13 protein-coding genes are annotated in these 11012 nt (G+C 68.0%); 5 read left to right on the top strand and 8 right to left on the bottom strand.

What is annotated here, in order from left to right; genetic code table 11:
* Positions 1-3 precede the first annotated feature (3 nt).
* From ACO1BU_RS09100 to phnN, 5 genes are read left to right on the top strand one after another with little or no spacing between them, the layout of a single operon-like run.
* On the top strand, positions 4-1095 hold the full coding sequence (locus ACO1BU_RS09100; protein ID WP_424135613.1) for a carbon-phosphorus lyase complex subunit: 1092 nt from the start codon (positions 4-6) through the stop codon (positions 1093-1095).
* Positions 1092-1937 (top strand): alpha-D-ribose 1-methylphosphonate 5-phosphate C-P-lyase PhnJ, encoded by an 846-nt coding sequence (locus ACO1BU_RS09095; protein ID WP_424135612.1) that lies wholly within the window; start codon positions 1092-1094, stop codon positions 1935-1937. Before ACO1BU_RS09100 ends, ACO1BU_RS09095 begins: the two co-directional genes overlap by 4 nt.
* Positions 1934-2716: a phosphonate C-P lyase system protein PhnK gene (phnK, locus tag ACO1BU_RS09090; protein WP_424135611.1), complete on the top strand. Its 783-nt coding sequence runs from the start codon at positions 1934-1936 to the stop codon at positions 2714-2716. The genes ACO1BU_RS09095 and phnK overlap by 4 nt, the downstream gene beginning before the upstream one ends.
* Positions 2713-3417, top strand: a complete 705-nt coding sequence (gene phnL / locus ACO1BU_RS09085; RefSeq protein ID WP_424135610.1) for a phosphonate C-P lyase system protein PhnL — start codon at positions 2713-2715, stop codon at positions 3415-3417. The genes phnK and phnL overlap by 4 nt, the downstream gene beginning before the upstream one ends.
* A complete protein-coding gene (phnN, locus tag ACO1BU_RS09080) occupies positions 3414-3995 on the top strand; it encodes a phosphonate metabolism protein/1,5-bisphosphokinase (PRPP-forming) PhnN (protein ID WP_424135609.1) in 582 nt (193 codons plus the stop codon). Before phnL ends, phnN begins: the two co-directional genes overlap by 4 nt.
* On the opposite strand, the gene ACO1BU_RS09075 is transcribed toward phnN, so the two are convergent.
* From ACO1BU_RS09075 to ACO1BU_RS09040, 8 genes are all read right to left on the bottom strand, one after another.
* Positions 3970-4941 carry a D-2-hydroxyacid dehydrogenase family protein gene (locus tag ACO1BU_RS09075; protein ID WP_424135608.1) on the bottom strand — a complete coding sequence of 324 codons (972 nt, stop codon included), beginning with the start codon at positions 4939-4941 and terminating at the stop codon, positions 3970-3972. The genes phnN and ACO1BU_RS09075 overlap by 26 nt on opposite strands.
* Before the next feature lie 5 nt (positions 4942-4946).
* Positions 4947-5624 (bottom strand): RraA family protein, encoded by a 678-nt coding sequence (locus ACO1BU_RS09070; RefSeq protein ID WP_424135607.1) that lies wholly within the window; start codon positions 5622-5624, stop codon positions 4947-4949.
* Between the two features lie 4 nt (positions 5625-5628).
* Positions 5629-6618, bottom strand: a complete 990-nt coding sequence (locus ACO1BU_RS09065; protein WP_424135606.1) for a Bug family tripartite tricarboxylate transporter substrate binding protein — start codon at positions 6616-6618, stop codon at positions 5629-5631.
* A gap of 100 nt (positions 6619-6718) precedes the next feature.
* Entirely contained in the window at positions 6719-7588 is an 870-nt protein-coding gene (gene phnE, locus ACO1BU_RS09060) for a phosphonate ABC transporter, permease protein PhnE (RefSeq protein ID WP_424135605.1), read from the bottom strand.
* Positions 7585-8475 (bottom strand): phosphonate ABC transporter, permease protein PhnE, encoded by an 891-nt coding sequence (phnE, locus tag ACO1BU_RS09055; RefSeq protein WP_424135604.1) that lies wholly within the window; start codon positions 8473-8475, stop codon positions 7585-7587. The genes phnE (ACO1BU_RS09060) and phnE (ACO1BU_RS09055) overlap by 4 nt, the downstream gene beginning before the upstream one ends.
* Positions 8476-8550: 75 nt before the next feature.
* Positions 8551-9465 carry a phosphonate ABC transporter substrate-binding protein gene (phnD, locus tag ACO1BU_RS09050; RefSeq protein ID WP_424135603.1) on the bottom strand — a complete coding sequence of 305 codons (915 nt, stop codon included), beginning with the start codon at positions 9463-9465 and terminating at the stop codon, positions 8551-8553.
* A 46-nt stretch (positions 9466-9511) separates the two neighbouring features.
* On the bottom strand, positions 9512-10321 hold the full coding sequence (gene phnC, locus ACO1BU_RS09045) for a phosphonate ABC transporter ATP-binding protein (protein ID WP_424135602.1): 810 nt from the start codon (positions 10319-10321) through the stop codon (positions 9512-9514).
* A 90-nt stretch (positions 10322-10411) separates the two neighbouring features.
* A complete protein-coding gene (locus tag ACO1BU_RS09040; protein ID WP_424135601.1) occupies positions 10412-10909 on the bottom strand; it encodes an Lrp/AsnC family transcriptional regulator in 498 nt (165 codons plus the stop codon).
* Positions 10910-11012: the final 103 nt, after the last annotated feature.

The following is an 11012-nucleotide window of genomic DNA, read 5'->3' as shown; positions in this document are numbered from 1 at the left end:
CCCATGTATGTCGCGGTGAAAGGCGGCGAGGCCGCCATCGCCAATGCCCATGCCTGGCTGGCGGAGGAGCGCCGCGGCGATCCCGCCGTGCCGGAGATTGGCACTGATCAGATCAGCGAGCAGCTCACCCTGGCCGTGGACCGGGTGATGGCCGAGGGCTCCTGCTACGATCCCGGCCTCGCGGCACTGGCCATCAAGCAGGCGCGGGGCGACCTGATCGAGGCCATCTTCCTGCTGCGTGCCTATCGCACAACGCTGCCGCGCTTCGGCGCCACGCTGCCGCTGGACACGGGTGCGATGCGCCTGCGCCGCCGCATCTCCGCCACCTATAAGGACCTGCCCGGCGGCCAGGTTCTGGGCCCGACCTTCGACTATACGCATCGCCTGCTGGACTTCGCCCTGGCCGCCGAGGGACATGCGCCGCCACCCGCACCGGAGGCCGATCCGGGTGAGGACAGCCAATGCGCCCGCGTCACGGCCATGCTGGCGCAGGAAGGCCTGATGGCGCCCGAGGAACCCTCGGATGCCGAGCCGGGGGACGTAACGCGTACCCCGATCACCTTTCCCGCCGTAAGGCCGCTGCGCCTGCAGAATCTGGCGCGGGCGGATGAGGGCTTCCTGCTCTCCATGGCCTATTCCACCCAGCGCGGCTACGGCAACAACCACCCCTTTGTCGGCGAGGTGCGGCAAGGGGAGGTAACGGTGGAGATCGTTCCGCCGGAGCTCGGCTTCGCTATCGAGATCGGCGACATCACGGTGACCGAATGCCAGATGGTGAACCAATTCCATGGTTCCCGCACCGAGCCGCCGCAGTTCACCAGGGGCTATGGTCTGGTGCTCGGCCGTACGGAACGGCGGGCGATGTCCATGGCCCTTGTGGACCGTGCTCTGCGTGCGGAGGAACTGGGCGAGGAGATTTCGGCTCCCGCGCAGGATGAGGAGTTCGTCCTCTCCCATTCCGACAATGTGGAGGCGACCGGCTTCCTCGAGCATCTGAAGCTGCCGCACTACGTGGATTTCCAGAGTGAGCTGGAATCCGTGCGTGCCATGCGCGCCGCCATGGCCTCTGAGACGATGCGGGAGGCCGCGGAATGAACACGGACGGCTACAACTTCGCCTATCTGGACGAGGGTACGAAGCGGATGATCCGCCGCGCCCTGCTGAAGGCCGTGGCGGTGCCCGGCCATCAGGTGCCCTTCGGATCGCGCGAAATGCCGTTGCCCTATGGCTGGGGCACCGGTGGCATCCAGGTAACGGCCAGCGTCATCGGGCCGGAGGACACGCTGAAGGTCATCGACCAGGGCGCGGACGATACCACCAACGCTGTTTCCATTCGCCGCTTCTTCGCCCGCGTGGCGCCCGGCCTGCGCACCACGGAGCGCACCGTGGAAGCCACCGTTATCCAGACCCGCCACCGAATCCCCGAGACGCCACTGCAAGAAGGGCAGGTGTTGGTCTATCAGGTTCCGCAACCCGAACCGCTCTTCAAGCTGGAGCCGCGCCGCGCGGAGACGCGCCGTCTGCACGCCCTCGCCGATTACGGTCTGATGCAGGTGAAGCTCTATGAGGACATTGCGCGCCATGGCCGCGTCGGCTCTTCCTACGATCATCCGGTGATGGTGGGCGGGCGCTACCTGATGTCGCCCTCGCCCATACCGTCCTTCGACAACCCGAAGATGCACATGTCCCCGGCGCTCCAGCTCTTCGGTGCGGGCCGGGAACGCCGCCTCTATGCGGTGCCGCCTTACACGGATGTGCGGAGCCTCGATTTCGAGGACCATCCCTTCGTGCCCCTTCGCGCGAAGGCCCATTGCGCCCTTTGCGGCGCGGGCGACACCTATCTGGACGAAATGGTCACAGATGACCGGGGTGGCCGCCTCTTCGTCTGCTCCGACACCGATTATTGCAGCACCCGGCAGGCGGAGAAGGCAGCATGATGCCGGATGACGAACCCATTCTTTCGGCGCGCGGGCTATCGCTTTCCTTCGGGGCGGTACGGGCGCTGGACGAGGTCTCGATCGATCTCTGGCCGGGCGAAGTGCTGGCGATCGTCGGTGAATCCGGTTCCGGCAAGTCCACCTTGCTGCGCGCGCTGGCGGGTGAGGCACGGCCCGATGCCGGCAATGTCGCTTATCGCGATGCGGCCGGCACCCTGCTCGACGTGCATGGTATGGGTGAACCGGCGCTGCGCCGCCTGGCCCGCACCGAATGGGGCTTTGTGCGCCAGGATGCACGCGACGGGCTGCGCATGGGCGTCTCCGCCGGCGGAAATGTCGGCGAACGCCTGATGGCCGTCGGCGCCCGCCATTACGGCGATATCCGCGCCGAGGCCGCGCGCTGGCTGGAGCGGGTGGAGATCAGCCCCAGCCGCATCGATGACCGCCCCGGCCTCTTCTCCGGCGGCATGCGGCAGCGGCTCCAGATCGCGCGCACCCTCGTCACCCGTCCGCGTCTCGTCTTCATGGATGAGCCGACCGGCGGCCTCGATGTGTCCGTGCAGGCGCGGCTGCTGGACCTGATCCGTGGGCTTGTCAGCGATCTCGGCATCGCTGTCGTGCTGGTCACGCACGACATCGCCGCCGCGCGCCTCCTCGCGCACCGCCTCGTCGTCATGCGCCATGGCCGCGTGGTGGAGGAAGGGCTGACCGACCGCGTGCTGGACGACCCGCGTCATCCCTACACGCAACTTCTTGTTTCCTCGGTGCTGGCTGCATGAATGACTGGGTGCTGAAGGCCGAAGGCCTTTCCAAGGGCTTCACCCTGCATCTGCAAGGTGGCGTCCGGATCCCCGTACTGCGCGACACGGGCCTGACGGTGGCATCCGGGGAGTGCGTTGCGCTCTCCGGTCCCTCGGGCGCGGGCAAGTCCACGCTGATGCGGCTGCTGCAGGGCAATTATGGTGCGGATGCGGGCGCGATCCTGATCCGCCGCGCGGATGGCGGCGTGTCGGACCTCGCCACCGCCTCCCCGCGCGCGATCAACGCGCTGCGGAGGGACACAATCGGCCATGTCAGCCAGTTCCTGCGGGTCATCCCGCGCGTGCCGGCTTTGGAGGTGGTCGCCGCCCCATTGCTGGCGCGTGGCGTTGCACGGGAAATGGCGCTGGCCCGATCCCAGGCCCTGCTGCGCCGCCTGAACCTTCCGGACCGCCTGCACAGCCTGCCGCCCGCGACCTTCTCAGGTGGCGAGCAGCAGCGCGTGAACCTGGCCCGCGGCTTCGTGGCCGATTTTCCTCTGATGCTGCTGGACGAGCCCACCGCCAGCCTCGATGCGGCCAACCGCGAAGTGGTGATCGCGCTCATCGCCGAAGCCAAGGCCCGCGGGGCTGCCCTGGTCGGTATCTTCCATGACCTGGAGGTGCGCGACCGCGTGGCCGACCGTGTCGTCGAAGTGGCTCCGTTGCGGGAGGCTGCGTGACGGGTCGTCTGGTCGCGGTTGTCGGCCCCTCCGGCGCCGGCAAGGACACGCTGATGGATGCCGCGCGCGCGGCCCTGGCGAATGATCCTCGCTTCGTCTTCCTGCGCCGCGTCATCACCCGTCCCGCCGATGCTGGCGGAGAGGATCATGTCGCCGTCACGGAGGAAGCCTTCCACGCCATGCAGGCCAGGGGCAGCCTCGCCCTTTGGTGGGAGGCGCATGACTTGCTCTACGGCATTCCGCGTCAGCCCCTGGAGGCCGCTCTCTCCTCCAGCCAAGTGGCCGTGGCCAATCTCTCCCGCCAGGCCCTGCACGATGCCGCCGCGCGCTTTCCGCTACAGGTCCTGGAAATCACCGCCCCGATACCGGTGCGCGCCGCACGCCTGGCCGCCCGCGGGCGGGAAACGGTGGAGGACGTGGCGCGCCGCCTCGCACGCCAGGCACCCCTTCCGCCCGGGCTGCCGGTGGAGACGGTCATCAATGACGGAACCGTCGCGGAGGGCGTGACGCGGGTGCTGGCCGTGCTTGGGACCGCCTGGGAGGGCGGACGGGCTACTTCCGGAGCGCCTCGGGATTGACGAGGTTGATCGGTGCGCCAGCCTCGAAGGCAAGAAGCTGGTCCACCGCTGTCTCATAGAGTGCCTCGAACACGCCCTGCTCGGCATAGCCGAGATGGGGGGTGCAGAGGGCGTTCGGCAGTCCGATCAGCGGGTCCGCCGCGCCCAGCACCGGTTCCTGCTCGAACACGTCCACCGCCGCCATGCCCGGGCGTCCCTGCGGCAGCGCTGCGGCAAGCGCGCCGGACTCGATGATCTGGGCGCGGGATGTGTTCACCAGCAGCGCGCCCGGCTTCATCATCGCCAGGTCCGCCGCCGTGACGATGCCGCGCGTGGCGTCGTTCAGTGCGATGTGCAGGCTGAGCACATCCGCCCCGGCGAAGAAGGCTTCCCGGCTCTCGGCCACCTCGTAGCCATCAGCCCGGGCCCGTTCCTGGCTGCCCTCACGGCCCCAGCAGACCACCCGCATCCCGAAGGCCCGCCCGACCCGCGCGACCAGCGAGCCGATCCGCCCATAGGCGTAGATGCCGAGCACCTTCCCCTTGAGGCCAATGCCCACCGAGCCCTGCCACTGGCCCTCGCGCAGGCGCTGCACCTCCTGCGGGATGTGGCGCAGCGCGGCCAGGATCAGCCCCCAGGTGAGCTCTGACGTCGCCTCCGGCCCCCCCGCACCACCGGCGGAGACGAGCACTCCCTTTCGGGAGCAGGCATCGATCGCGACATGGCCGGTGTTGCGCCCGGTCTGGCTGATGAAGCGCAACCGGGGCAACTGCTCGATCACCGCGGCCGGCATGGGGCTGCGCTGCTGCGTCAGCACGATCGCGTCCATGTCCTGGAGCCGCGCGACGAGGGCGTCTGGGTTCCTCTCGGTGTCCCGGAACACCACCACCTCGTGCCCTGCCAGCCGCGTGAAGGCGGGCGCCGCCCGGAAGGCATCGGCATAGTCGTCGAGAACGGCGATACGCATCAGGATCACTTCTCGCGGGTCTGGAGGGTGTAGTAGCCGTGCCGGCGGCGAGCCTCGGCGAGGTCCACGCCCGCGCGGATATCCGCCAGGATCGCGTCCTCTTTCTCCTCAATCGCCCGCGCGACTTCCAGCACCGCCTCAGCTTTCGCGAGGGGCACGGCGACAACGCAGCTGTCATCGGCGCAGATGAGGTCACCCGGATCAATACGGACAGTGCCGAGCACGATGGGTACCATCGTCGCCTCCAGCGCCACGCGGTCCTTGCCGGTGCGGGCATGCGCCGCGCGGGACCAGATCGGATAGCCGAAGGCCCGGCTTTCGCCGACATCGCGGTTCACGCCATCGATCACCGTGCCGGCCAGGCCCTGGGCTTTCGCCGCTTCGGTCAGGATGTTGCCCCACACCGTGCAGTCCAGCCGGCCGCGGTTGTCGATGGCGATGATGTTGCCGGCCTCGGCCAGATGCAGGAAGTCGCCCACCGTGCCGCCGCCCGTGCCCACGGGAAGGTAGCGCAGCGTCACCGCCTGCCCGGCGATCCGGGCGCCGGGCGACATCGGCCGCAACCCGTCCACGGATCCGGGAAGCCCCAGCCGGTCGAGCGCGTCGGAGATGGAGGAGGTCGGAAGCGCCGCGAACTTGGCCACCACGGAGGCCGGCAGGCGCTGGAAGCGAGAGGCGGTCATGGGATCAATCGGCCTTGATGTTGTTGTCACGGACCACCTTGCCCCAGGTTTCGACCTGGGCATTCAAGAAGCGTCCGAGTTCCTGCGGTCCCGCGAGCACGAGCCGGGCCTGCTGCCCCTCCGTGATCTGCTTCGCGATCTGCTCTTCGCGGAATGCCGCCACCAGGGCCTCATGGAAGCGCGCCACGATCGGGGCGGGAGTCCGGGCAGGGGCGAAGACGCCCCACCATGCCTCGGCCTGAAGACCGGGATAGCCGGACTCCTCGGCCGTCGGCACCCGGGACAGCGCCGGAAGCCGTTGGGGGCCGAATTGCACGATCGGGCGCAGCGTGCCGCCCGCGACCTGGGGCGCGAGCAGCGCGGCGCTGCCGGCCACCATATCGACATGCCCCGCCACCGCATCATTCACCGCCGGGCCGCCGCCGCGATAAGGAAGATGCTGAAGCTGCACGCCGGCGCGGTTGCCCAGAAGGGTCATGACGAGATGGCCGATTGTTCCGTTCCCTGGCGTGGCGAAGGTCACGCCACCCGGTTGCGCCTTCGCCGCGGCGACGACGCCTGCGAGATCCTTGAACGGCTTGTCCGGCTTGCAGGCGAGAACATAGGGCGCGCCGCCGATCAGCGTCACGGGATCAAGGTCATGCGTCAGGTCGAAGGGCAGGCGCGGCACCAGGGCCGGCAGCACCGCATGGCTGTCGAAGGTCAGCAGCCAGGTCTGGCCGTCCGGCCGTGCCTTCGCCACCGCATCGGTGCCGATGCTGCCCGCGGCACCACCGCGATTCTCTACGATGATGCTTGTGTTGAGGGCCTTCTGCAGCCCGGGTGCGGCCAGGCGCGCCACCGCATCCGTGGAGCCGCCGGGCGCGAAGGGGACGGTGACGCGGATGGGCCCCGAAGGCCAGGAGTTCTCCGATGCCGTGCCTTGCGCCCGCGCCATAACCGGCACCGCGCCCGCCGCTACCGCGAAAACCGCCCTTCGTGAGCAGGTGTTCATGTTGCGTTTCCCCGAATTTTCCCGGGGTTATGGGCGCATGAACCTTGAATCGGCAAGTCCGGCGGCCCAACCCGGCCGCCGGAGATTGCTGTCGGTTGCGTCAGCGTCCCCGCGACCCGGCCAGTGCCGCGCGCAGCCGCCCCGAGATCGTGTCAATCACGGCCACTGTCACCAGGATCAGCAGCACGATGAAGGAGACGACATTCCATTCAAGAGTTCGGATCATCTCCGACAGCATCAGCCCGATCCCACCGGCCCCGACGATGCCGATGATGGTGGAGGAGCGTGTGTTGGACTCGAACATGTAGAGCAGATGGCCCGCCATCACCGGCAGCACGGCGGGCAGCACGCCGAAGCGGATCCCGGCGAGCTTTCCACCGCCCGAGGCAGCGATGCCCTCCACTGGCTTGCGGTCCGCTGCCTCGATCGCCTCGGAGAAGAGCTTGCCGAAGGTGCCGACATCGCTGGTCAGGATCGCCAGCACCCCGGCGAAGGGGCCTAGCCCAACGACGCTCACCCAGATCAACGCCCAGATCAGCGCGTCGATCCCGCGCACCCCGTCCAGCAGGCGGCGAGAGAAGAAATGGACGACGCGGTTGATGGAGGTGTTGCGCGCGGCGAGGAAGCCGAGCGGAAATGCGAGAATGGCGGCGCAGAGCGTGCCGAGGAAGGCGATAGCCAAGGTCTCCGCCAGGCCGCGCAGGATGAGCAGGGTGCGGGACCAGGTGCCGGGATCGGGCGGCAGCATCAGGCCGAGGAAATTGATGAGCTGCCCGAAGCCATCGATCAGCCGAATCGGCTCGAAGCCAAGGCGCCAGAAGCCGAAAACCAGCAGCGCCGTCGCACCCAGGGACAGCATGATCGCCCGGAGCCGCTCGGGTGGCAGGGCGCGGAAGGCATGCGGATGGCGGGCAGTGATTCCGGCCATTTCGGCCATGGCGGCGCCGCGCAGGGTAACGGGGCGGCTCATGCGCGGGACTCCAGCGCGCCGATCAGCCGGTGGCGCAGGCGCTCCGTCCCCAGATCGATCAGCATGACGGTGAAGATGACGAGCAGGAGAAGAGCCGCGATATCATTGTAGTAGAACTTTCGGATCGCCTCGATCAGGTCCTGCCCGATGCCGCCGGCGCCCACAAAGCCGAGCACGGAGGCTTGGCGCACATTCACCTCGAAGCGCAGCAGCGCGTAGCTGACGAAATTCGGCAGCACCTGAGGCAGTGCCGCGAACCGCACCATGCCCGGCCAGGAGGCACCGGAGGCCACCGCGCCCTCCACCGGCCTCATGTCAATATTCTCCACCACCTCGGAGAAGAGTTTGCCGAGCGCCCCCATGCTGTGGATCGCGATCGCCAGCACGCCCGGCACCGGGCCCAGGCCGAAGGCGATGACGAAGATCAGCGCGAAGACGATGTCCGGCACTGTCCGGCAGAATTCCAGGACGCGCCGCGCGGCGCCCCGCCACCAGCGGTTCCGCACGAGATTGGCCGCGGCACAGAAGGAGAGCAGGAAGCCGCCAAGCGCGCCGAGCGCCGTGCCGACATAGGCGATCAGCAGCGTGTCAGCGAGCAGAAGCCCCCATTTGCGCCAGCCCCAGAACCACTCGGCCGGATCGGTCCAGACTCGGCCGGTGCCGGTTTCCAGCGTGGTGATGCGATCGAAATAGCCGAAGAAGGTCCCGATATGCTGCCACAGGCGCGGCAGGTCCACTTCGGCCACATGGCCGGCGAGAAGGGCCAGGGCGGCGATGGTAATAGCCAGGATCAGCGCACGCCGGCGCGAACCGCGCCCGGCGGCGCGGTAGCCATCCAGCAGCTCGGAAAGCCGGTCATCCGGCAGACGGGTGAGGGCGGTGGCCAAGAGATAGGCTCCTGAAAACGGAGACGCCGCTCCAGCGAGGGGGCCGGAGCGGCGTTCCAACGTGACGGGTTAGCCTCAGCCGCGGCGGCGGAGCCCGTCCACGAAGCGGTTCAACTGGATGATCGGCTCGTAGGCGCTGTTGTCCACGGCGACCAGCGGACCCTGCTTGCCCTCATAGATCGCGTCGAAGGCTTTCTTGTCGGCGGTGGCCACTTCCAGCACCGCGGAGCGGATCGCGGCCTTCAGGTCATCCGGCAGCGCGTTCAGATAGGCCATGGGCGAATTCACGATCTGGTCGGACTTGAAGACGATACGGAAGTCCGAGGCCTTGACCATGCCCTTGCGGTCCATGCGCAGAAGATTGCTCTCCTGCTCGTCATTCCACCAGTTGGCGCACATGTCGACGGTGCCCTGGTTGAGGGCGATCACCGCATTCTCATGGCTGCCGGTGTAGACGACGCGGTTGAAGAACTCTTCCGGCTTGATGCCCATCTTGTTCAGGGCGAAACGCGGTACGTTGTTGCCGGAGGTGGAGTTGGGATCCACCAGGCCCAGATTCTTGCCCTTCAGATCCTCAACCTTCTGATAGGGGCTATTCGCCTTCACATAGAAGACGGAGTGGTAGCCCTTGCTGCCGTCCAGGTTCGTCTCGATGGCGAAGGCCGTGATCTGCGAGCCCGTCATCAGCGCACGCGCGAAGGAGGAGGGGCCGTAGGAGGCGATGTGGATGTTGCCCGCGCGCTGGCCCTCGATGACGGCCGCATAGTCATTGGCGATGCGCAGCGTAACCTTCGTGCCCAGCCGGCGGGACAGGTATTCGATGAAGGGGCCATAGCGCTCGGTAACGCCCGAGGCGTTCTCGGCCGGAATGATGGCGAAGATCAGCTCGGGATACTGGCGGGTCCAGGACTGGGTCTGGGCACGGAGCACGCCCGGCATGGCCAGGCCGGCCGCCGTGGCGCCGAGCAGGATGCGGCGTTGCAGAAGCATGGGAACCTCTTTCAAAATTCAGCGGACCGGAGGGAGCGTCCGGCCTTCAGGCGCTGATGACGAAGGGGCTGGCGGAAGGAGCCGCCGGACGGGCAGCGGGCGCCGCGTCCAGCACCTCATCCGCCTCCAGCCCGTAGAGCTTGCGCGCCGCGTCCTCGTCCAGCGCGTCCGGCGGCCCGTCGAAGACCAGACGGCCCGCGGAAAGGCCGACCAGCCGGTCGCAATAGGCGCGCGCGATGTCGAGCGCGTGCAGGTTGCACAGCACGGTGATCCCGAAGTCGCGGTTGATCCGCGCCAGCGCGTCCATGACCACCCGCGTGTTGCGGGGGTCCAGCGAGGCGATCGGCTCATCCGCCAGGATGATGTCGGGCTCCTGGACCAGGGCGCGGGCGATTGCCACGCGCTGCTGCTGCCCGCCGGAAAGGTGCTCGGCCCGCTGCGCCGCCAGATCGGCGATATCGAAGCGCTCCAGCGCCGTAAGCGCCATCGCCCGATCCTCCTCGGGCCAGAGCCGGAGCAGGGCGCGATGCGTCGGCAGGTGGTTCAGCCGCCCGACCAGCACATTGGTCAGCACATCCAGGCGGCCCGACAGGTTGAACTGCTGGAACACCATGGCGCAACGTGCGCGCCAGTCCCGGAGGCCACGGCCCCGCAGCGCCGTCACGTCCCGGCCATCCCACAGGATCCGGCCGGCACTCGGATCGGCCAGGCGGTTCACCATGCGCAGCAGGGTGGATTTGCCCGCGCCGGAACGGCCGATGACGCCCACGAAGCTGCCGCGCGGCACCTCCAGGCAGACATCGTCCACCGCGATGCGGTCGCCGTAGCGACGGGTCAAGCCTTCGATGATCAGCATGGGAGCGCGGCATAGGCCGGACCGCTGACCGTCGCGTGACGCTGATGTGAAGGATCAATGACAGACAGGCGGTTGCGACCGGGTTGATGTCTAGCCGCTCAGTCCGCGCTGTGCCGCCCGCAGCGGCAGGCGCTTCGATTCCTTCAGCCGTTCCAGCACGATGGAGGAGCGCACGCGGGCCACGCTCTCATGCGGCAGCAGAACGTCATTCACGAGGGCCGAAAGGTCCTTCAGGTCCGGCACCACCGCCTTGAGCAGGTAGTCGGCATCTCCCGTCATGGCATAGGCCTCCTGCACCTCGTCGATCCGGGCAACCAGTTCCCGGAAGCGCTGGGCATTGTCACGGCTGTGGGTGGCCAGGGTGACCTGCACGAAAACCAGCAGCCGCAACCCCAGCGGCTCTGCCGCCAGCTCCGCATGGTATCCCCGGATCAGCCCGGACGCCTCCAGCGCCGCCCTCCGGCGGGAGCATTGGGAAGGGGAAAGCCCCACCCGCTCCCCCGCCTGCTGATTGGTGAGCCGCCCGTCCTCCTGCAATGCGGCGAGCAGGCGGAGGTCGATACTGTCCAGAGTGACGCTTTCGTGCATGAAAAGAGATTGCCACGCGCATCTCGTGCGTCCAACCGGCTTTTGGGAAGTGCTTTGCACGCTCCTTGCGGGGCAGGAGGCCTAGACTCGTCGGGAGGACAAC

It is taken from the genome of Roseomonas chloroacetimidivorans, from assembly GCF_049629625.1.
Lineage (GTDB): Bacteria > Pseudomonadota > Alphaproteobacteria > Acetobacterales > Acetobacteraceae > Roseomonas > Roseomonas chloroacetimidivorans.
This window is presented reverse-complemented; position numbering and strand designations above follow the sequence as displayed.

Bases quoted from the DNA above. Each gene is read 5' to 3' on its own strand.
- ACO1BU_RS09100 (WP_424135613.1), top strand. From the start codon at position 4: ATGTATGTCGCGGTGAAAGGCGGCGAGGCCGCCATCGCCAATGCCCAT.
- ACO1BU_RS09095 (WP_424135612.1), top strand. From the start codon at position 1,092: ATGAACACGGACGGCTACAACTTCGCCTATCTGGACGAGGGTACGAAG.
- phnK (WP_424135611.1), top strand. From the start codon at position 1,934: ATGATGCCGGATGACGAACCCATTCTTTCGGCGCGCGGGCTATCGCTT.
- phnL (WP_424135610.1), top strand. From the start codon at position 2,713: ATGAATGACTGGGTGCTGAAGGCCGAAGGCCTTTCCAAGGGCTTCACC.
- ACO1BU_RS09075 (WP_424135608.1), bottom strand. From the start codon at position 4,941: ATGCGTATCGCCGTTCTCGACGACTATGCCGATGCCTTCCGGGCGGCG.
- ACO1BU_RS09070 (WP_424135607.1), bottom strand. From the start codon at position 5,624: ATGACCGCCTCTCGCTTCCAGCGCCTGCCGGCCTCCGTGGTGGCCAAG.
- ACO1BU_RS09065 (WP_424135606.1), bottom strand. From the start codon at position 6,618: ATGAACACCTGCTCACGAAGGGCGGTTTTCGCGGTAGCGGCGGGCGCG.
- phnE (WP_424135605.1), bottom strand. From the start codon at position 7,588: ATGAGCCGCCCCGTTACCCTGCGCGGCGCCGCCATGGCCGAAATGGCC.
- phnD (WP_424135603.1), bottom strand. From the start codon at position 9,465: ATGCTTCTGCAACGCCGCATCCTGCTCGGCGCCACGGCGGCCGGCCTG.
- phnC (WP_424135602.1), bottom strand. From the start codon at position 10,321: ATGCTGATCATCGAAGGCTTGACCCGTCGCTACGGCGACCGCATCGCG.
- ACO1BU_RS09040 (WP_424135601.1), bottom strand. From the start codon at position 10,909: ATGCACGAAAGCGTCACTCTGGACAGTATCGACCTCCGCCTGCTCGCC.